This window comes from Salipiger bermudensis, assembly GCF_020171625.1.
Classification (GTDB): Bacteria; Pseudomonadota; Alphaproteobacteria; order Rhodobacterales; family Rhodobacteraceae; genus Salipiger; species Salipiger bermudensis_B.
Genome location: NZ_JAIUZY010000009.1, coordinates 95434 through 115573, shown reverse-complemented (window position 1 = coordinate 115573; position 20140 = coordinate 95434). Strand labels below are relative to the sequence as shown.

20 protein-coding genes and 1 pseudogene are annotated in these 20140 nt (G+C 66.2%); 10 read left to right on the top strand and 11 right to left on the bottom strand.

All coding sequences use genetic code 11. The annotated features are described in order from the left end of the window. The first annotated feature begins 13 nt into the window (after nucleotides 1-13). The 3 genes from LCM15_RS16335 (at nucleotide 14) to LCM15_RS16325 (ending at nucleotide 4986) form a co-directional block, all read left to right on the top strand. Nucleotides 14-3409: a DNA translocase FtsK gene (locus LCM15_RS16335; RefSeq protein ID WP_224858278.1), complete on the top strand. Its 3396-nt coding sequence runs from the start codon at nucleotides 14-16 to the stop codon at nucleotides 3407-3409. A 331-nt stretch (nucleotides 3410-3740) separates the two neighbouring features. Continuing rightward, nucleotides 3741-4328, top strand: coding sequence for an exopolysaccharide biosynthesis protein (locus tag LCM15_RS16330; RefSeq protein ID WP_224858276.1), 588 nt, complete (start codon nucleotides 3741-3743; stop codon nucleotides 4326-4328). 76 nt (nucleotides 4329-4404) lie between these two features. After that, nucleotides 4405-4986: a LolA family protein gene (locus LCM15_RS16325; protein ID WP_224858274.1), complete on the top strand. Its 582-nt coding sequence runs from the start codon at nucleotides 4405-4407 to the stop codon at nucleotides 4984-4986. A 24-nt stretch (nucleotides 4987-5010) separates the two neighbouring features. On the opposite strand, the gene LCM15_RS16320 is transcribed toward LCM15_RS16325, so the two are convergent. Then, on the bottom strand, nucleotides 5011-5601 hold the full coding sequence (locus LCM15_RS16320; protein WP_224858272.1) for a transglycosylase SLT domain-containing protein: 591 nt from the start codon (nucleotides 5599-5601) through the stop codon (nucleotides 5011-5013). A gap of 262 nt (nucleotides 5602-5863) precedes the next feature. Between LCM15_RS16320 and hspQ the strand changes: the two genes are divergently transcribed. Continuing rightward, complete coding sequence (hspQ, locus tag LCM15_RS16315; protein ID WP_224858269.1) at nucleotides 5864-6190, top strand: heat shock protein HspQ; 327 nt, start codon at nucleotides 5864-5866, stop codon at nucleotides 6188-6190. 89 nt (nucleotides 6191-6279) lie between these two features. Here hspQ and LCM15_RS16310 read toward each other — a convergent pair whose 3' ends face one another. From LCM15_RS16310 to LCM15_RS16285, 6 genes are all read right to left on the bottom strand, one after another. Continuing rightward, complete coding sequence (locus tag LCM15_RS16310; RefSeq protein ID WP_224858267.1) at nucleotides 6280-7323, bottom strand: threonine aldolase family protein; 1044 nt, start codon at nucleotides 7321-7323, stop codon at nucleotides 6280-6282. Further along, on the bottom strand, nucleotides 7323-7793 hold the full coding sequence (locus tag LCM15_RS16305; RefSeq protein ID WP_224858265.1) for a YcgN family cysteine cluster protein: 471 nt from the start codon (nucleotides 7791-7793) through the stop codon (nucleotides 7323-7325). The genes LCM15_RS16310 and LCM15_RS16305 overlap by 1 nt, the downstream gene beginning before the upstream one ends. Further along, nucleotides 7790-8722: a bifunctional riboflavin kinase/FAD synthetase gene (locus LCM15_RS16300; RefSeq protein ID WP_224858263.1), complete on the bottom strand. Its 933-nt coding sequence runs from the start codon at nucleotides 8720-8722 to the stop codon at nucleotides 7790-7792. Before LCM15_RS16300 ends, LCM15_RS16305 begins: the two co-directional genes overlap by 4 nt. Before the next feature lie 311 nt (nucleotides 8723-9033). Further along, nucleotides 9034-9687, bottom strand: coding sequence for a YggS family pyridoxal phosphate-dependent enzyme (locus LCM15_RS16295; protein WP_224858261.1), 654 nt, complete (start codon nucleotides 9685-9687; stop codon nucleotides 9034-9036). Beyond that, on the bottom strand, nucleotides 9678-11147 hold the full coding sequence (locus LCM15_RS16290) for a sulfotransferase family protein (protein ID WP_224858259.1): 1470 nt from the start codon (nucleotides 11145-11147) through the stop codon (nucleotides 9678-9680). Before LCM15_RS16290 ends, LCM15_RS16295 begins: the two co-directional genes overlap by 10 nt. Nucleotides 11148-11225: 78 nt before the next feature. Further along, nucleotides 11226-12266, bottom strand: a complete 1041-nt coding sequence (locus LCM15_RS16285) for a porin (protein ID WP_224858257.1) — start codon at nucleotides 12264-12266, stop codon at nucleotides 11226-11228. A 271-nt stretch (nucleotides 12267-12537) separates the two neighbouring features. Between LCM15_RS16285 and LCM15_RS16280 the strand changes: the two genes are divergently transcribed. Beyond that, nucleotides 12538-13056 (top strand): DUF3576 domain-containing protein, encoded by a 519-nt coding sequence (locus LCM15_RS16280; protein ID WP_412103297.1) that lies wholly within the window; start codon nucleotides 12538-12540, stop codon nucleotides 13054-13056. A gap of 87 nt (nucleotides 13057-13143) precedes the next feature. Here LCM15_RS16280 and LCM15_RS16275 read toward each other — a convergent pair whose 3' ends face one another. Continuing rightward, nucleotides 13144-13458: a DUF1244 domain-containing protein gene (locus LCM15_RS16275; RefSeq protein ID WP_224858421.1), complete on the bottom strand. Its 315-nt coding sequence runs from the start codon at nucleotides 13456-13458 to the stop codon at nucleotides 13144-13146. A gap of 59 nt (nucleotides 13459-13517) precedes the next feature. Beyond that, entirely contained in the window at nucleotides 13518-14255 is a 738-nt protein-coding gene (locus LCM15_RS16270; protein ID WP_224858255.1) for an N-formylglutamate amidohydrolase, read from the bottom strand. Nucleotides 14256-14394: 139 nt separating this feature from the next. Between LCM15_RS16270 and pyk the strand changes: the two genes are divergently transcribed. The 4 genes from pyk (at nucleotide 14395) to rplT (ending at nucleotide 16906) form a co-directional block, all read left to right on the top strand. After that, entirely contained in the window at nucleotides 14395-15840 is a 1446-nt protein-coding gene (pyk, locus tag LCM15_RS16265; RefSeq protein WP_224858253.1) for a pyruvate kinase, read from the top strand. Nucleotides 15841-16034: 194 nt separating this feature from the next. Continuing rightward, nucleotides 16035-16172, top strand: coding sequence for a hypothetical protein (locus LCM15_RS16260; RefSeq protein WP_224858251.1), 138 nt, complete (start codon nucleotides 16035-16037; stop codon nucleotides 16170-16172). Between the two features lie 152 nt (nucleotides 16173-16324). Beyond that, complete coding sequence (rpmI, locus tag LCM15_RS16255) at nucleotides 16325-16525, top strand: 50S ribosomal protein L35 (protein ID WP_009504408.1); 201 nt, start codon at nucleotides 16325-16327, stop codon at nucleotides 16523-16525. Between the two features lie 15 nt (nucleotides 16526-16540). Continuing rightward, on the top strand, nucleotides 16541-16906 hold the full coding sequence (gene rplT / locus LCM15_RS16250) for a 50S ribosomal protein L20 (RefSeq protein WP_007796779.1): 366 nt from the start codon (nucleotides 16541-16543) through the stop codon (nucleotides 16904-16906). Nucleotides 16907-17035: 129 nt separating this feature from the next. On the opposite strand, the gene LCM15_RS16245 is transcribed toward rplT, so the two are convergent. After that, nucleotides 17036-17770, bottom strand: coding sequence for a phosphatase PAP2 family protein (locus tag LCM15_RS16245; protein WP_224858249.1), 735 nt, complete (start codon nucleotides 17768-17770; stop codon nucleotides 17036-17038). A 257-nt stretch (nucleotides 17771-18027) separates the two neighbouring features. Continuing rightward, entirely contained in the window at nucleotides 18028-18621 is a 594-nt protein-coding gene (locus tag LCM15_RS16240; RefSeq protein WP_224858247.1) for a hypothetical protein, read from the bottom strand. Between the two features lie 107 nt (nucleotides 18622-18728). Here LCM15_RS16240 and LCM15_RS16235 point away from each other — a divergent pair. Next, a pseudogene (locus LCM15_RS16235) lies at nucleotides 18729-20059 on the top strand (IS3 family transposase). The last annotated feature ends 81 nt before the right edge of the window (nucleotides 20060-20140 follow it).

Genomic DNA, 20140 nt, shown 5'->3' with positions numbered 1-20140 from the left:
GACGAGGCGAGCGATGGCGTATCAGGCACGGGGGCGCGACCCCCTCTTCGACAGCAACATGCAGGCGGCGATCGAGAAGCGCGGCAAGGAGCTTGCCGGGCTGGCCCTGATTGCGCTGGGTGTGATGGCGGCGATGATGATCGGCTCCTACACGCCCGAGGATCCGTCGTGGCTGTCGGCCACCGACGCGCCGGTGCAGAACTGGCTTGGCCGGATCGGTGCCTCGATCGCGGCGCCGCTGTTCATGATCGTCGGCTGGGGAAGCTGGGGAATCGCGCTGGTGCTCATGGTCTGGGGGGCCCGCCTCGCCCTCCACCGGGGCGAAGAGCGCGCGTTCTCGCGCATCGTCTTTGCCCCGATCTGGATCGCGCTCTCCGCCGTCTACGCCGCCGGCCAGACCGTCGGCCCGGAATGGACCCACAGCTTCGGGCTGGGGGGGCTGTTCGGCGACATGATGATGGGCACCGTTCTGGGCATCCTGCCGGTCGGTGCCGGGCTTGGTCTGAAGCTCGTCATGCTGGTGCTCGGCGCCGGGATCGTCGCCATGGGCGCCTTCGTTCTGGGCTTCACCAGGCCCGAGCTGAGCGCCATCGGGCGGTTCCTCCTGATCGGCACGGTGATGGCCTATGACACGTTGCTGCGCCTGCTGGGCCGTGGAGCGAGCACGACCATGTCGGCGGCGCAGCGCCTGCAGGCGGCGCAGTCCGATCGCCGCGAGCGGCGCCGTCAGGAAGACGCCGAGGCCGCCGCCTGGGCCGCAGACCAAGAGGCCGCCTGGGCCTCCGAGCAGGGCTACAAGCCGAGGGCCGCCGTGGCCCCCGCAGCGCCGCAGGCGCCTGCTGCCCCGCTGGTGCGCCGTCCGGCCGCTGCCGCGGCCGCGCCCGACCCGGTGAGCTATGCCGAGCCCGCCTATGAGGCGCCCCGGGCGCAGACCCGGATGGTGCCGCAGGCGCCGGAGGCGCAGTGGGAAGAGCCGCAGGCGATGCCGGCCCCCGAGCCGCGCCCCGAACCCAAGAAGCCCGGCCTGCTGTCCCGCGTGCCCTCGCTGATCAAGCGCCACGAGGTGCTTCCGGCCGCCGAGATGATCGAGGTCGACGAGGACGGCTACGTGATCGAGGAAGAGCCCGGCGAAGAGCGCATCCGCGCCAAGATCGCCGACGTGATCCGGTCGCGCCGCCGTGGTCCCGAGCCGGAGGAGCCGGCCTTCGTGCCCGATCCGAACAAGCCGCTGACCAAGGGCCGTGGCCGTCGCCCCGAGCCGCTGATCTACCGCACGCCGGGCGCGCCCCGCAACGAGCCGCCGCTGACAGCCGCCCATGCCGCCGCGCAGGGACTGCCGCCGGAGCCGCCGCTCTCGGCGCCGCGCATGTCGGCAGCCCCCGCCGCAGCGGCCGTCCGCGCCGCGCACGCAGCCTTTGCGCCCGAGGCGCCCGCCGAGGGTGGCTCGGGGCTGGTGAGCCGTGGCCGCCCGACGCCGCCGCCCTTCGAGCTCGAGCCCGAGCCGGAGGAGGCGGTCACCGACGACAGCGACGATTTCGGCGATTACCGCCCCGCCGGCGCCAGCTACGGCGCCGCGGAGCAGGAGATCGATGACGACGACGACCTCTACGCACCGACCGAGGATCACGGCTACGATCGCGACGACGCCTATGACGATGCGGCCGGAAATGTCTTTGCCGACGACGGCTGCGGTGCCGCGGAAGAGGACGATTTCGCCGACGAGGACAACCACATCCCCGCGATGCCCGCCGAATACGCCGACCGGCGTCCGGCGATCCCGGTGATGCAGCCCAAGAAGGTGGTGCAGCAGGCCGAGCCCAAGCCGATGCAGCCGTCGCGCCGGGCGCAGGAGGAAGCGCAGCCCAAGCTGAGCTTCGAGGAGGCGCATTCGGATTTCGAATTCCCGCCGCTGAGCCTCCTGTCGAGCCCCGACGCCATCGAACGCCATCACCTCAGCGACGAGGCGCTGGAAGAGAACGCCCGGATGCTCGAAACCGTGCTCGACGATTACGGCGTCAAGGGCGAGATCGTCTCGGTGCGCCCCGGCCCGGTGGTCACCATGTACGAGCTCGAGCCCGCGCCGGGCCTCAAGGCCAGCCGCGTCATCGGCCTTGCCGACGACATCGCGCGCTCGATGTCGGCGCTCTCGGCCCGTGTCTCGACGGTGCCGGGCCGCTCGGTGATCGGCATCGAACTGCCCAACGACCACCGCGAGATGGTGTCGTTCCGCGAGATCCTGTCGAGCCGCGATTACGGCGACGGCAACCAGAAGCTGCCGCTGGCGCTGGGCAAGGACATCGGCGGCGACCCGGTGGTCGCCAACCTCGCCAAGATGCCCCACCTGCTGATCGCCGGCACCACCGGCTCGGGCAAGTCGGTGGCGATCAACACGATGATCTTGTCGCTGCTCTATAAGCTCAGCCCCGACGACCTGCGGCTGGTGATGATCGATCCCAAGATGCTCGAACTCAGCGTCTATGACGGCATCCCGCACCTGCTCTCGCCGGTGGTGACCGATCCCAAGAAGGCCGTTGTGGCGCTGAAATGGGTCGTGGGCGAGATGGAAGACCGCTACCGCAAGATGTCGAAGATGGGTGTGCGCAACATCGACGGCTACAACGGTCGCGTGACCGAGGCGCTCAAGAAGGGCGAGATGTTCAAGCGCACGGTGCAGACCGGCTTCGACGACGAGACCGGCGAGCCGGTGTTCGAGACCGAGGAGTTCGAGCCCAAGCGGATGCCCTATATCGTCGTCATCGTCGACGAGATGGCCGACCTGATGATGGTCGCGGGCAAGGAGATCGAGGCCTGCATCCAGCGCCTGGCGCAGATGGCGCGGGCCTCCGGCATCCACCTTATCATGGCCACGCAGCGCCCGTCGGTCGACGTGATCACCGGCACGATCAAGGCGAACTTCCCCACCCGGATCTCGTTCCAGGTGACCTCGAAGATCGACAGCCGCACCATCCTGGGCGAGATGGGCGCCGAACAGCTGCTGGGCATGGGCGACATGCTCTACATGGCGGGCGGGGCCAAGATCACCCGCTGCCACGGCCCGTTCTGCTCGGACGAAGAGGTCGAGGAAGTGGTGAACCACCTCAAGGCCTTCGGTCCGCCGGAATACGTCTCGGGCGTGGTGCAGGGGCCGGACGACGAGAAGGCGGACAATATCGACGCGGTGCTGGGGCTCAACACCGGCGGCAATACCGGCGGCGAGGATGCGCTCTACGACCAGGCCGTGGCGATCGTCATCAAGGACCGCAAGTGCTCGACCTCCTACATCCAGCGCAAGCTGGGCATCGGCTACAACAAGGCGGCGCGCCTCGTGGAGCAGATGGAGGACGAAGGTGTGGTCTCGGCCGCCAACCACGTCGGGAAGCGCGAGATCCTGGTCCCCGAGCAGGCCTGATCGCCTCTCGGGGCCCCTCCCCTGCCGGGGGAGGGGCTTTTTTGTCGCCGGCGCGGCGCGCAGGGGGAACTTGTGCCGATAGTTGCAGAGCCGCTTGCGATGGGGGCAACCGCGCGACATCGAACCTTTCGTCGAGAGGGCGCGTAGGTTCGGCAAAGGGCAGGGGGCGCTGCCCCCTCTTGGCCTTCGGCCAATTCACCCCCGAGGTATTTTTGAACCAAAGAAGATGGGGCGGGCGTGTCGGGGGCTGCGCCCTTTTTGTCTGCGCGTGGTCTTGTGGGAACGCAGCGGGGGGTGAGGCGTTGGTAGGGGCCGAAGGGAGAGCGCCACCATGCCGTCAGACCAGTCCGTCAATGCGTTGCTCGACACCTTGAGCCGCCGCGCCGAGCGCGAGCGCGAGGTGTCGGTCGACGACGTGGTGTCGGATATCGGGGACCGCGGTGTCGGCCCGCTCCTTTTCGTGCCGGCGCTTCTGGTGATCTCGCCGCTGGGGGCGATCCCGGTGGTGCCGAGCCTCTTCGCGGTGGCGCTGTTCCTGATCGCGGTTCAGAGCCTCGTCGGCGACCGCCATATCTGGCTGCCGAAGATGGTCCGAGACCGCGCGGTCGACGAGGACCGTCTGCGCAAGGCCATCACCCGGCTGCGGCCTTGGGCGGATCGGCTGGACCGGATCTTCGGCCCGCGCCTGAAGGCACTGACGCGCCCACCAGCCCAGAAGGCGGCTGTGGTGCTGGTGGCGATCCTGTGCCTCAGCGTGCCGCCGCTCGAGCTGGTGCCGTTCGCGGCGCTGGTGCCGATGCTGGCCATTGCACTTCTTGGACTCGCGATCACGCTGAATGACGGGATTCTCATGGCCGTGGCGCTGACCGGCGCCGGAGCGGCCTTGATCGGCAGTCTCTGGCTGCTGATATCAGGTTGAAGACCCGCTGCTATCGCTTAACCGCGCCCGACATGCCATGTCATCGAAAGACCCGAGCAGGACGAAGGACACACATATGCTCCGAATTTTCACCGCCGCGCTGACCGCGCTGATGCTGACCGCCCTTCCGGCGGCGGCACAGAAGCTCTCGCTGAACACGCTGTCGAATTACCTCAATTCGATCCAGTCGGCCGAGAGCCCGTTCACCCAGATCAACAGCGACGGGTCGATCTCGACCGGCAAGATCCTCATCAAGCGCCCGGGCAAGGTGCGATTCGAGTACAACCCGCCGGAGCAGGCGCTGGTGCTGGCGTGGTCCGGCGCGGTCTATGTCTTTGACAAGAAGGTTGGCGGTCAGCCCGAAACCTATCCGCTCAACCAGACGCCGCTGTCGATCATCCTCGACCGCAACGTCAACCTCGGGCAGGCGGGAATGGTGACCGGGCATCAGTATGATGGCACCGCCACCATCGTCACCGCGCAGGATCCGAAACGGCCGGAATACGGCTCGATCCAGATGAAGTTCACCGGCAACCCGGTGGAGCTGCGCCAGTGGGTGATCCGCGACGGCAATGGCAGCACCACCACGGTGGTGTTGGGCGGGCTCGAAAAGACCAGCCTGCCCAACAGCGTGTTTGACGTGAACCGGGTCCGCTAAGCGCGCCCGGAGGCCGCGTGGCGCTCAGCGCGCCGCGCGGCAGTTCGCGAGCTGGACCTCGTAGACAACGGCGCGGTTGCCGACATCGTCGGCGACCCGCAGGAGCCACGCCTTGTTGTTGTAGGTGCCGCGTTTGAAGCCGCCGCGCCCCTCGTGGTAGGCGAGGTACTGGTTGCGGGCGTCGCGCATGCTGATGCCGAGGCTGCGTGCGGTCTCGGCCATGTACCAGCCCATGAAGTCGGTGGCATCGCGGATGTCGTCGCGACGGGCGCGACGCGTGCCGGTGGCTTCGAGATACTCGTCCCAGGTGCCGTCCAGCGCCTGGCTGTAGCCAAAGGCCGAGCTCTGCCGGCCGTAGGGGATCACCCCCAGGGAATAGCGGAACGGGGTCCGGGCGTCGGACTTGAACTTGCTTTCCTGGTAGATCGTGGCCATCTGGACGTGCACGGGCACGCCCCATTTGCGCTCTGCGGCGCGGAATGCGCGGGTGTAATGTGGGCGCTCCTTGAGGATCGCGCAGGCATCCTCGAGGTTATTGGGCGACCGCCCGCTGCCACCGCCCCCGCAGGAGGCGGCCAACAATACGATCACCAACGCGCGAAGCCATCTGCTCATCTGCCTCTCGCTTTTTGTTTGGTTTTATGGTTCTTGCCTCCCTCCAGTTTAGCCGATCAACAGCCGGGTGGGAATCACAATTCCGCTCGACGCGCGGTGCGGCGCCGTCACGCCGATCCGTCGCGCCCGGGAGAGGGAGGCCCCCTCGATCGCGGAACGTGACCACTGTGTGACCGGTGTTCACACAGTGTTTCCGCGATAAATGCCGGTGAAGTTGGACAACTTGCCACGAAAATGTCAAAACTCGGACCAAGAGGTCTTTATGCACACACAGCGCGCCAAATATCATCTGGGCCAGGTCGTCCGGCATCGCAAGCACCCGTTTCGCGGCGTGGTGTTCGATGTCGATCCCGAGTTCAGCAACACCGAGGAGTGGTACGAAGCGATTCCCGAGGACGCCCGTCCGGTGAAGGATCAGCCGTTCTACCACCTGCTGGCCGAGAACGATCAGAGCTTCTACGTGGCCTATGTCTCGGAACAGAATCTGGTCGCGGATTACTCCGGCGAGCCGGTGGACCATCCCGACATCCCCGATCTGTTCGGGGCGTTCAAGGATGGCAGCTACGCGCTGCATTTCCAGATGAACTGAGCCGGGCGGGGCGTGGTCCCCGTGCCGGTGATCGATGTTTGTGAGAGGCGGCCCGTGCCGCCTCTTTGCATGTCGGGGCTTGTCTCGGCTCAGGCCGTCGCGCGCACTAGGTCGAGGAACTGCGCCACCTGCTCGGGGCTCAGCGACCAGTCGCAGACGAGGCGCGCCACGGCGGTTTCGTCATCGGGGCCTTCGGGCGTGTCGAAGAGGTGATAATCGGCGCCCTGCGCCATCACCGCCTTGTGCGCCCCGCGCGACATCTCGAAGAACACCATGTTGCCGTGCGTCTCGTTGAGAACGCGCAGCCCGGCGCCCTGCAGCCCCTGCACCAGCTGGTCGCAGCGCGCGTTGGCGCGGCCGGCAAGGTCGTGCCAGAGGTCGTCGGAGAGGTAGGCGTCCATCTGCGCCGCGAGATAGCGGTGCTTGGAGAACAGCAGCGACCCGCGCTTGCGGCGGTATTCGAACTCTTCCGCTTTCTCCGAGTCGAAGATGAGAACCGCCTCGACGCCCATCAAGCCGTTCTTGGTGCCACCGAAGACACAGATGTCGACGCCGGCTTTCCAGCTCATCTCGGCGGGGGTGACGCCGAGCTTCACGGCGGCATTGGCGAAGCGCGCGCCGTCGAGATGCACCGGCAGGCCGTACTCCTTCGCTACCGAGGTCAGGGCGTGCAGTTCGTCCATGGAATAGACGTTGCCACGTTCGGTGATCTGGGTGATCGAGACCGGCCCGCGCTTGGGGCCGTGCACGCCGCGCGTCTCCTCGCCCTCGATGGCAGCGCGCAGGGTCTCCGGCGTCATTCGGTCGCTGTCGCCCACCAGCGTGAGCTTGGCACCGCCGGTGAAGAACTCGGGCGCGTTGCACTCGTCTTCGTGGATATGCGCGGTCGGCGAGCAGAACACCGTGGCGAAGGGCGGGCAGAGGCAGGCCAGCGACAGCACGTTGGCGGCGGTGCCTGTGGGGACGAGGTAGACCGCGGCCTCGGGCGCCTCGAAGAGGTCGCGCAGCCGCTGCGCCACGGACAGGGTCAGCTCGTCGGCGCCGTAGCCGGCGACGTGGCCCTCGTTGGCGCGGGCGAGCGCCTCGAGCACCTGCGGCGGGACCGGGCCGGAATTGTCGGAGGCAAAGAACATCAGACGGGCTCCTCGATGATGTGGTCTTCCCAGTCGTCCTCGTCGATCTCGAATTCGGGCACGGTGCTGTCACGCATCGACACGCCGGCCTGATGCACGGTCTCGGGGTCGCCCGAGATCAGCGGGTGCCAGTCGAACAGGGGCTCGCCGGCCCAGAGCAGGCGATAGGCGCAGGTCTGGGGCATCCAGTAGGCGTGTTCGTCGATATTCGAGGGTTTGAGAACGATGCATTCCGGCACGAATTGGTGCCGGATCGGGTATTGGGCGCAGCGGCAGGTGCCGTCGTCGAACAGGCGGCAGGCGACATCGGTGAGCGCGACCTCGCCGGTCTCCTCGTCCTCGAGCTTGTTCAGGCAGCATTTGCCGCAGCCGTCGCACAGCGCCTCCCATTCGCGAGGGGAGAGGTCCTTCAGCGCCTTGGTCTCCCAGAAGCGCGGCGCAAGGCCGCTGCGGTCGATGGGATCGCTCATAGGGTCTCCAGAATGTCGCGGGCGCGGATGCAATCGGCATCCATCTGCTCGATCAGCGCTTCGAGGCTGTCGAACTTCTGCTCCGGGCGCAGGTACTCGACTAGGCCAATGGAGAGCGTGGCGCCGTAGAGGTCGCCCTTGAAGTCGAAGATGAAGGTCTCGAGATTCGGGCGGTTCTCGCCGAACATCGGGCGCACGCCGATCGAGGCGGCGCCGTGGTACTGGCCCTTGTGCTCGCCGGTGAGCACCTCGACCAGAACCGCATAGACGCCGAGCTTCGGCGGGTGCAGCCCGTCGATCGACATGTTGGTGGTGGGATAGCCCAGCTCGCGACCGCGCTGCTCGCCGCCGATCACCGTGCCCTCGATGCGGTGCCAGTGCCCGAGCTGGGCGGCGGCGTCGCGCGGGCGGCCCTCGCTGAGCGCCTCCCGGATGGCGGTGGAGCTGACCTGCCCGCCTTCGTGTTCGAGGATCGGGGCCACGGTGACGCCGAAGCCCATCTCCTTGCCGAAGCGCCTGAGGTCATCGACGGTGCCGGCGCGCTTGTTGCCGAAACAGAAATCGGCGCCCACGACCACGTGCTTGAGGCCCAGCCCGTCCTTGATCACCTTGCGGGCAAACTCCTCGGGGGTGAGCGCGGCGAGGGCGGCGTTGAAGTTGATCTCGTAAAGCCGATCGATGCCGAGCTTCTCAAGCCGCGAGGCACGCGCCTTGGCCGACATCAGCCGGAAGGGGGCCGACTCGGGCGCGAAATACTCGCGCGGGTGCGGCTCGAAGGTGAGCACACCGAGCGGCGCATCGCCGCCCGCCGCGCGCGCGAGGCCGATCACTGCCTGGTGGCCGCGATGCACGCCATCGAAGTTCCCGATGGCCACGCTGGCGCCCCGGTCCTGGGGCTCGACATACTGGTAATCCCGGATGATCCGCATGGTCGAAGGCCTAGCCCCGTCCGCCGGCGGGCGCAAGACGGGGTGACGCGGGGAAGGGGGATCGGGGCGGGGATGGTGGAGAGGTTGGGCGCTCGCGGGTGGTCATACAGTGCGGCGCGGAATCAAGGCCGCAGGCCACCGCGCATCGCCGGACCGCCCCCCGGGCCGGCGATTTGGTGACGCCAAGGCGAAGTGTCGAGCTCTTTCGGACTTGGCCGGGATAAATCGAGAGGTTCAGAGCCTTGGATCGCCGCCCCGCGGTCCGGCGATGCGCGGCGGCATCCCCAGGCGGCGAACGCCCCCGCTACCCTTCACCCGTAGTCGCGTTCCCCGAAGATCGCCGAGCCGACCCGCACGTGAGTCGCCCCGAGCGAGATCGCCTGCTCGAAATCCGAGGACATTCCCATCGACAGCCCCTCGAGCCCGTTGCGCTCGGCGATCTTGGCCAGCAGGGAGAAATGCAGCGATGGGGTCTCCTCGACGGGGGGGATGCACATCAGCCCCTTGAGCGGCAGGTCGAGCCCGCGCACCTCCTTGATGAAGGCATCCGCATCGGCTGGAAGGATCCCCGCCTTCTGCGGCTCCTCGCCGGTGTTGACCTGCACGAAGAGATCCGGGCAATGACCCATCTCCTGCGCCAGCCGCGCCAGCGTGTTGGCGAGCTTCGGGCGGTCGACCGCGTGGATCGCCGTGAACAGCTCCATCGCCTGCCGCGCCTTGTTGGTCTGCAGCGGCCCGATCAGGTGCACGTCGATGCCGTCGAACCGCTCCTTCAGCGCCGGCCACTTGCCCTGCGCCTCCTGCACCTTGTTCTCGCCGTAGACCCGGTGGCCCTGCTCGAGCACCGCCTCGACGCGCTCGATCGGTTGCACTTTGCTCACCGCGATCAGCTCTACCGATCTCTCGGGCCGCCCGGCCTGTTTCTCGGCCTTGGCCACGCGCTCGCGGATGTCGGTCAGTCCCATGGTTCGTCTCCCCACGCCTTGATGAAGGGTTGCAACTCGCGCTCGTGTTTCGTCCAGGCCTGCGCCGAGCCGGTATAGATCGGCTGGCGCGCCTGGCTGACGCTGAGGGTCTTCACGGCGCCGCTCGTGTTCTTGTGGAAATCGAGGCAGGCCTCCTGCCAGTCAAGCCCCGCCGCCGCGATCAATGCCCGCGACTGCGGTTCGGGGTCGGCGACCAGGTCCTCGTAGCGGATCTCGTGCACCACGCCGGGCAGCGCCTGTTTCCAATGCGCGACAAAGCCGCGGAAGCGCTTGATGGCATGGGCGATGTCAGCGAGGTCGTTGCCGTAGCGGTGGCTGCCGGTGTTGAAGTAGTTCTTGTAGATCGACAGCGCGATGTCGCGCGGATCGCGCTGCACGACGACGAAGCGCGCCTGCGGCAGGGCGCGGTGCAGCAGGCCGACGATCAGGTAGGAGAGAATCGACTTGTCGGTGATCACCGGGCTGTCGCCGGGCACGTCGCGCCGGGCCAGCGTGGTGTAGCGCCGCGCGAAGGCGTCGAGCTTTGCGGTCTCGGTGATCGGGCGCATCTGCTCGCCGGCCCCGAAGATCCCGTAGGCCAGCTTCAGCGCCAGCCCCAGTTCGTTGCCCGCACTCACCTCGCTGTGGGCTGCGAGGATGCGCTCGACCAGCGTTGTGCCCGAGCGCGGCATCCCGGTCACGAAGACGGGGCGCGGGGCGAGGTCACTGGCGGTCGCGGACTGCGGGGGGAGGGCGTCCTGCGCGGCGCGCACGGTGGCGAACTCGCGATCCTGTGCGGCGTTGTCGAAGGGGGCGGCCTTGCGCTGCAGCGCATTGGCGCGGGCGACGCAAGCAAAGCCCTTCTCGGGCTGGCCGGTTTCGTCCAGCGCCTTGCCGAGGGCATAGCCAAGCTGGATGCGGGCGGGCTCGGGCAGGTCCTTACGAGCCCAGAGCTTCTCCATCGCCGGCAGCAGCGGATCGCCCTTGGCGAGCTTCTTGCCACCGAGGAAGATTCGGTAGAGCTGCGCCTCGTTCGGGTGCTGCTTCAGCAGCTTGCGAAAGATCGTCTCGGCCTCGTCGAAGCGCCCGAGATGCTGAAGGTAATGCGCCTTGTCGGCTCGTGCGCCAAGGCTGTTGCCGGGGGCGGCGATCAGCCGGTCGTAGGCGGCGAGCGCCTCGTCGCTGGCGCCGAGATGGCGGAAGCGCTCGGCGGCCTGGCGGGTGAGCTGTGGATTGTCCGGGGCGAGCGCCACCGCCTTGCGCAGCTCGGCCAGGCAGGTTTCGCGGTCCCCCAGCTCGAAGGCGATGCGCGACAGCTGGTAGGGGATATCGGCCCGCTTGGGATCGGCGAGGGCGAGCTGTTGCAAGGCGCTCCGAGCCTCGGCCAGACGCCCTTGCGCCATGTCGCTGGCGGCCTGTTTCATCAACCGGGCCTTGGTGTCGGCAGAGAGCGGCAGCATGGCGGGCACCTTTCGGTCGGACAAAAAGAAAAGAGCGGGCAAATGCCCGCTCTTTCCTTATCCTAATCTCAGAGGAGATTAGAAGTTCATGCTGAGACCCAGCGAGTAGGTGTCGTAGTCGTCGCTCGACGCGCCGTCCGGATCGATGTCCGAGTAGCCGTAGCCGAGGCGAGCGGACAGACCGCCACCGAGGTCGTAGGACGCGGCCAGACCGAAGCCGGACAGCTTGTCGTCGTCCTGGGTGTACTCACCGTAGTTCATGCCGACTGCGATTGCGTTCATCTCGTAGCCGAAGCCAACGCCCCAGTGCTCGATGTCGTCGCCACCGTCGATGGACATGTCGGTGTAGGTCAGGCCGGCGGAGAAGCCGTTGCCGAAGCCACCGGTTGCGCCGACCGAGGTCACGTCTGCGTACTCGTCGAGGGTCTGGTAGCCGAGACCGACGGTCAGGTCGATGGTCGACAGCTGGCCGGAGTATGCCACGCCGATGCCCCAGATGGTGTCGCCGAGGTCCTCAACGTCTGCGCCGTCTGCAACCTGCTCCATCGATGCGGAGAAGGTGAACGCGTCGTAGGCGTAGTCGATACGAGCAACCTGACCGTCGCCGAAGCCGTCGAGCGAGAGGCCAACGCCGTCTTCGATAACGGTGGTGAAGCCGTCGCCGTCGGAGTCGCTGAGACCGTCGCCGTGGTTGAAGCCGAGGTGGATGGTTTCGTCGTCGTTCAGCGAGCCAGCTGCGAGCGCCATTTCCGGCACGCGAGCGTCGAGAGCGCCGTCGGTGTCACCCATGGTGAAGGTCGCGCCGCCGTAGGAGATGAAGATCGCTTCACCGCCCTGCTGGTTCGGGTTTTCGAAACGGCCGGGGTTGTTGTTGTCAGCGGCTTCATCGAGGTCGATGGTTGCGCCGAAGGTCAGGCCGTTGTCAGCTTCGCCGGACAGGGTGAAACGGATGTCCATGTCGGTGAAGAACTGGGTGTCGCCCATTTCGCGATCGCCGTCGACGTCGACGTCCACCGGAGCGTAGATACCCATTTCGGCGTTACCGGTCAGGGCGATTTCTGCCGAGGCGACGCCTGCGGTTGCAACCAGCGCGGTGGTAGCAAACAGAATGCTTTTCATTGTTTCCCTCATGTGTTCGTAAGGCACGTACCAATCCGGGTAGCCCGGCCTTGATGGGCTTTCTATGCGCCCTCGGACCGTGCGTTTGCAACTCCGCGCTGGACGGCTCGGGCAACAAGCAAATCAGTGATGCGCAATTGCCACAACGTTCCCGGGTGGCCCGACCCGCCTCTCCCGTGGCCTCTGGTATCTCCGGCATTCCCGGCTTGTCGCGCGCCCGGTGCCCGAGTATGCAGGGGCGCAATGACGAGACGGGCAGGAGCTTGAGCAGATGAGATTTATGCGCACGGCGACGGGTGCCATCTTCACGGGCGGGCTGCTTCTGCTGTCCGGCTGCGGCTGGTTCGACGGACAGGGATCCGACACGCGCAACGTGCCGCCGGGCAACGCCCAGACCTCGCAGGAGATCATCGAGCAGGAGATCTACGGCAGCGACGGCAAACCCGATTCCACCATCTGGGACATTTTCGGTGCGCGCGAGGATGCCGGCAAGGTCGGCGCGGTGAACCGCTACATCTGGAATGCCTCGCTCGACGTGCTGGACTTCCTTCCGGTCGACTCGGTCGATCCCTTCACCGGCGTCATCACCACCGGCTACGGCACCCCGCCGGGCGGCGGCACCGCCTACCGCGCGACGATCTACGTCTCCGACCCGGCGCTCGACGCGCGCTCTCTCAACGTCGCGCTGATGACCCGTTCCGGTCCCGTCGACGGCGCCACCATGCGCGCGGTCGAGGACGCCATCCTGACCCGCGCCCGGCAGCTGCGCGCACGCGATAACGACCTCTAAGAGCGCCAAAGAGAAAGGCGCGGACCACTGGCCCGCGCCCGATCTGCTTCATGTCGTGGGCGAGACTGCTTGGCCCCGCCCGGCGACTCAGCTCTTCTTGCCGACATTCTCCTCAAAGGCCGTCTCGAAGGCGGCCTTTTTGCTGTCATCCGCCGGCGTCTGGTGCATCTGCTTCCAGTCGTCGTAAGGCATCCCGTAGAAAATCTCGCGCGCGTCTTCCTTGTCCATCTCGATGCCGCGCTCTGCGGCAGCTTCCTGATACCAGCGCGACAGGCAGTTGCGGCAGAAGCCGGCGAGATTCATCAGGTCGATGTTCTGCACGTCCTTCCGGTCTTCCATCAGGTGCTTGCGCAGCCGGCGGAAGGCGGCGGCCTCGAGCTCGATTCGGGTTTGGTCGTCCATCGGATCCTCCGTCGTCATCATGGTGTCGTCCTGGGGTGGGCGCTTGCCCGGATATGGGGTCACTCGGGCACGGCGTCGAGGGCGGCCTGCAGATGCGGCGCGAGTCGGGCGCCCCAGTGGCGTTGCTGCGCCTCGGTCTCGATCAGGTCGTTGCGCAGCTCGATCAGCGTGTTGACCCGCCCGTGACGGAGCGCGTGCTGGTCGATGGCATCGCCGGGCAGGTGGCCGGGGTAGGGCTGGTTGCGCCCCACCGTCAGGTCGGGTTCCTGCGCAAGCCGTGCAATCAGCGGGTCGGAGAGCCGCGCGTCCCAAGCGTGAAGAATGCCCACGTGCCAGGGCCGGGTCGCGCGGCCACGCAGTTGTCGGGTGAAGGAGTGCACCGACACGATCGCCACCTCGTCGCGCGCCGCCGCCAGAAGCTCGAGCGCGGCGTGGTAGGGGCGGTAATAGGCGTTGAGCCGGCGCGCCTTCTCTTCGGCATCGGCGTGGCGGTTGCCGGGGATGATCGAGCCATCATAGAGCCGCATCAACAGGGTCGGGTCGTCCTCGCCGCGGTTCGGGTCGATCACCAGCCGCGAGAAATTCGCCCAGACCAAGGGCGCGTCGAGCGCCTCGGCCAGCGCGCGCGCCGTTCCCAGGGCGCCCACGTCATAGGCAATATGGCGCGCCATGTCGGCCTCGGGCAGACCAAGGGTTCCCCCCAGGTCGGGCGGCACGGTATTGGTCGCATGATCGCAGGTGACCAGAAAGCGCCCTTTCCGAGCCTCTCCCTCGATCTGGTATGGAGTGTAAGCCATGGCGGTTGCCTCGTTCGCAACGGTCCGTTTAGAGCAGTTGCGCCATGAATGGAATTGCGCAATACCGCGGGTGAGAAAGCGTTAGCGGTAACTGGTTAAGGCAGAACAATTGGCGGCACCGCCGCAGGGGAGACGGAATATGAGACGTTTGCGCAAAGTGAAGATCGTGGCCACGCTTGGCCCGGCGAGCAACACCTACGAGATGATCCGCACCCTGCACGAAGCCGGGGCAGACGTGTTTCGTCTCAACATGAGCCACGGCACCCACGAGGACATCACCAAGCTGCACCGCGCCATCCGGCAGGTCGAGAAGGATCTCGACAGCCCGATCGCCATCCTGGCCGACCTGCAGGGGCCGAAGCTCCGCGTCGGCGAGTTCGAGAACGGCGAGGAAGAGCTAGAGTGGGGCGAGAGCTTCCGCCTCGACCTCGACAAGGCCCCGGGCACCCGGAGCCGGGTCTGCCTGCCGCACCCGGAAATCTTCCAGGCGCTCAGCGTCGGGTCGCACCTGCTGGTCAATGACGGCAAGATCCGCCTGCGGGTCGAAGAGTGCGGCGAGGATTTCGCCAACTGCACCGTCGAGGCGGGCGGCACGATCTCCAACCGCAAGGGCGTCAACGTGCCCGACGTGGTGCTGCCGCTGGCGGCGCTATCGGAGAAGGATCGCAAGGATCTGGAATTCGCCGCGGCGCTCGGCGTCGACTGGCTGGCGCTGAGCTTCGTGCAGCGCCCCGAAGACGTCGAAGAGGCGCGCAAGCTCTGCGACGGACGCGCCGCGATCCTGTCGAAAATCGAGAAGCCCTCCGCGGTGAAGAGCTTCGACGAGATCCTCGAGGCCTCGGACGGCATCATGGTGGCGCGCGGGGATCTTGGCGTCGAGCTGCCGGTGCAGGCGGTGCCGCCGATCCAGAAGCGCCTGATCCGCAAGTGCCGCGCCGCCGGCAAGCCGGTGATCGTGGCCACCCAGATGCTCGAATCGATGATCGAGAGCCCGATGCCCACCCGCGCCGAGGTCTCCGACGTGGCCACCGCGATCTACGAGGGCTCCGACGCGATCATGCTGTCGGCGGAATCCGCCGCCGGGCAGTACCCGGTCGAGGCGGTGACGACGATGAACAACGTCGCCGTGAGCGTCGAGAATGATACCACCTACACCGAGGTCATCGAGGCGAGCCGCAACATCAAGAAGACCGGCGTGGCTGACGGCATCGTCGCCGCCGCGCGCGAGATTGCCGAGTCGGCCAACATCAAGGTGATCTGCTGCTTCACCTCCTCGGGCACCACGGTGACCAAGGTGGCGCGTGAGCGTCCGCGGGTGCCGATCATCGCCATGACCTCGCTGCGTGGCACCGCCCGCCGCCTGTCCCTGACCTGGGGCGTAAACTGCGTCATGACCGGCGAGCTCGAGCGCTTCAAGCAGGCGGTGGTGAACGCCGCGCGCGCCGCGCGGGCGCAGGGCTATGCCGGTTCCGAGGACCAGATCGTGGTCACCGCCGGCGTGCCGTTCAACATGCCCGGCACCACCAACATCCTGCGCGTCGCGCCCTGCGACGAGCGGCTGATCTACTCCACCGATCCCGAGTGATCCGGACACATGGCCAATCGCGGGCCCTCGCGTCGCAAGACGCGGGGGCCTTTATCGTTCCGGGGGCGAAAGACCCGATGGCCGCACGACAGCGCCCGGAGGCCATGCTAGGCTGCGCCGCATGACCCCGGATCAGCTGCTTGTGCTCGGCCTGTTTGTGGCCTCCTGCGCCGTGCTTGCGCTGTGCTCGGCCTATGCCGACAGCCGCCGCCCCTATGTCGGCGGCAGCGCTGGCGGTCCTGCTGCTCGGCAATGGCCGCCAGCCGGGCGGCTACGCGCCGCGCGACGTGCCCGATGCCCTCTATGGCGTCATCGCCGATCTTGTGCGATAGCCGCCGCGGACGGAGGCCGCGGGCCTTGCATCCCCATGATTCCCGCTTGCATCGAAGCCCCGTCGCGCCTATGAGGGCGCCTCTTACCGCGTGTCCGGCCCTCAGTGGCATGCCGAGTCGCGCGTTCACCGCAGAACGTCAAGGAGACGGAAATGCCCAAGATGAAGACAAAATCGAGCGCCAAGAAGCGCTTCAAGGTAACTGCGACCGGCAAGGTCGTCGCAGGTCAGGCCGGCAAGCGCCACGGCATGATCAAACGCACCACGAAGTTCATCCGCGACGCTCGCGGCACCACCACGCTGTCGGCACCCGACGCGAAAATCGTCAAGGGCTACATGCCCTACGACCGCTGATAGGAGGCTAGACACATGGCACGAGTCAAAGGTGGTACCGTCACCCACGCCCGTCACAAGAAGGTTCTCGATCAGGCGAAAGGCTACTACGGTCGTCGCAAGAACACCTTCAAGGTTGCCGCACAGGCCGTCGACAAGGCGAACCAGTACGCGACCCGCGACCGCAAGAACCGCAAGCGCAACTTCCGCGCCCTGTGGATCCAGCGTATCAACGCAGCCGTCCGCGCCCATGACGAGGCTCTGACCTACTCGAAGTTCATCAACGGTCTGACCAAGGCCGGCATCGAGGTCGACCGCAAGGTCCTCGCAGACCTCGCCGTTCACGAGCCCGAAGCCTTCGGCGCGATCGTGGATCAGGCCAAGGGTGCCCTGGCCGCCTGAGCGGACTGAGCTTTCGAGACATTCAAACCGCGCCCGGGGCTCCGGGCGCGGTTTTTTAATGTCTGGAGGGCGCTGTTAAGGCGCAGCGCGTCACCGGTTCGGGATATGATGCGAGTGAGGTGCGCCCCGTCACCGGGGCGGGACCTCGCCGTCCGGCCCGACCTCGGGCTCGATCCGCCCGCGCCGCGCCAGCCAGTGCGCCAGCAGCGCCACGCCAAAGGCCCAGGCGGCGCCAAGACACCATCCGGCCAGCACGTCCGAGGGCCAGTGCACCCCGAGATAGACCCGGCTGGTGCCGACAAGCACCGCCAGCAGCGCGGCAAGGACGATCAGGAAGACCCGGATCCGATGCTGCGTCTCGGTGCGGGCCAGCATCACCGCAAGCGTCAGGTAGGTGACCGCCGCCATCATCGAATGCCCGGACGGGAACGAGGCGGTCGCCACGTCGACCCCGTGCGGCACCAGATCGGGGCGAGGACGCGAGAAGGCGAACTTGGCGAAATGCGACAGCAGCTGGCCGCCCAGCACGGCGCAGAGCACGAAAAGCGCCGAGGCGCGCGCACCGCGCAGGATCAGGTAGACCAGCACCGCCCCGGTCATCAGCGTCAGGATGGTGACGCCGCCCAGGGCGGTCAGATCGCGCATCGCCACCTCGAGCTGCGGCCCCCCGATCGGGTTGGCGAGGTCCCCGGGAGAGCGCAACGCCAGCAGCACCGCCTCGTCGAAGGCGTGCAGGTCGCCCTCGATCATCTCGGCGGCCAGCGCCACGAAGCTCCAGATCGCCCCGGCGACCACGACGATGCCGAGCAGGGTCATCGCCTCCAGATGGCGGGTGAGGGCGGCAATCGGGGCGGGCAGCTGCATTCTGGTCTCCTTGACGATGCCGGCGACAAGCTGGGGCGCGCGCGGCGGGAGTGCCAATGCACCATAAGCTTGCACACCCAAATGATTCGGTGGCTGCATAAGGCATAATTATCATATGTATCTCAGAGGCTTGCCATGGGGTGCTCTTCCCTGCAAGGCATAAGCATGCACAGTTGACACATAAGCATGCACGGCTGCGGCCAAAAAAGGGCCCGCAATGTGAGCCCTGAAACGTCCATACCGATATTGGCCTGCCGCTAGTCGTCCAGCACCATTCTCATGAGTTTGTCGCCGTCGATCATGTCGCGATAGCCGGGTGCGGTGAAGGGGCACATGCCCTGAGGCAGGCGGGAGTTCTGGGCGTAGGCCTCGGAGAACATTTTGACCGTGGCGCTCTTCTGGCTGCGAAGTCTGCACAAGCCAAAGGCGCGGATCAGCAGCTCGATGACGAGTCCCCATCTGGAAGCGCAGGCAAAATCGAGGCGCTGCAGAGAATCGACATCAACAAGCTCTTCGACATCGATATCGGCGCGTTCGGCATAGGTGTAGACGAGCTTGTTCAGTTCGAGCATGTCCGGATCCTTTGTCGGATCGGCAAACTTGCCCAAGTGGATCTCATCGAAATGGATATGGGAGAGGAGAAGGGCGATCTGCTCTTCAGAGTTCACATGCTTGGCCAAGACCGGGACGCCTGACAAGATGAGCATCAATGGCCATTCCGGCTCCTTCATCAGCGCCTTGAAGCGGTCGAGGAGCTTCTCGTTGGACGTTTTGCCAGACGTGAAGGCGTGCTGGCATTCGTCGTAGTAGAGGCCGATGACGGCCTGTTCGCGGCACTGGTGGCGAACCATGTTCCAGAGTTCACCCTGGGTGCGCCGGGGGTTCGCGGGGTAACCGACCGAATAGCCCCGTGTATCGTGGACGCCTTCTTCGCTAATTTTGAGGCAAGGAGGCCATGATGAGCAGCAGCAAGTTCAGCGATGAGTTCAAGCAGGACGCGGTCGCGCAGATCACCGAGCGGGGCTACCCGGTCAGGGAAGTGTCGGAGCGTTTGGGGGGCAGCGCGTATTCGCTCTACGCTTGGAAGAAGAAGTTCGCGAAAGCGTCCTCGGGAGAGGCGGAGAAGGACGCCGAGATCCGGCGCCTGAAGAAGGCGCTGGCGCGGGTCTCGGAGGAGCGTGACATCCTAAAAAAGGGTCGTCATTGGGAGCGCCATGGGTCCGAGCGACAATGACGACGCGTATTTCGCCAGGGATGCAAAGTGAGTGGAGCCATTGGGGCGCCATTGGTTCGAGCCCAATGGCGACGGCGTTCGTGGCCGAGCATCGCGGGCAGTTCTCTGTTAGGGCGATGTGCCGGTGTCTGCGCATCCAACCGAGCGGCTTTTATGCGTGGGTGAAGGCGCCGCTCAGCAAGCGCGCTCAGGAAGACGCTCGCCAGACCGAACTGCTGAAGGAGGCCTGGGTCGAAAGCGGCAAGGTCTATGGGCACCCACTGCCCGGCAGGGCATTGCGCAGCAATGTCCCGAGAGGGGCAAGCTTCACAACGATCTTCTCGATCTGGGCGAAAGCGCTTGTCTGAACCGCGTTGCCCACCTGACCAGGCTGGCTGGGACCACGGCACAGATCGGCTACAAGCGCCGCCCCGGGAAGTATGGCGGCAAACCCTCGCTCGTGGTCGACAAAACCTTGGATCGGCAGTTCGACGTGGAGGCTCCGGACAGAGTCTGGGTGACCGATATCACCTACATACGGACGCAGGAGGGCTTCGCTTACCTCGCGGTCGTAATCGACCTGTTTTCTCGGCGGGTGGTCGGATGGTGCATGCGGTCACGCCAGACGACCGACGTCGTGCTCCAAGCTCTGCTCATGGCCACATGGCGAAGGAAGCCGAAGGCTGAGGTGCTGATCCACTCGGATCAGGGCAGCCAGTTCACAAGCATGGACTGGGCGTTCGCGGGGGCGCTCGGACCTGTGGCGCTCACCCGCTCACTCCTAAAAGCCCACGACCTCGAGCATTCCATGAGCCGACGCGGCAATTGCCACGACAACGCGCTCGACCATTGTCCTCGGACCAATGGCGGACAAGGTCTCGCCCGAGAGCTTCTTCAACCTCCTCAAGCGCGAGAGGATCAGGCGCCGCACCTACCGGACCCGCCAAGAAGCACGGCGGGACGTGTTCGACTACATCGAGATGTTCTACAATCCAAAGCGCAAGCACGTGCGGAACCGAATGCTGTCACCTGTCGAGTTCGAGCGGCAGCAGAAACTGAGACAAGAAGGCGTCTAACAAACGCGGGGCTATTCATAGTTATCGCCATGAAGCTCCAGCGCGCAGGCTGGGACGAAGCCTTCCTGCCCAGCATTTTCA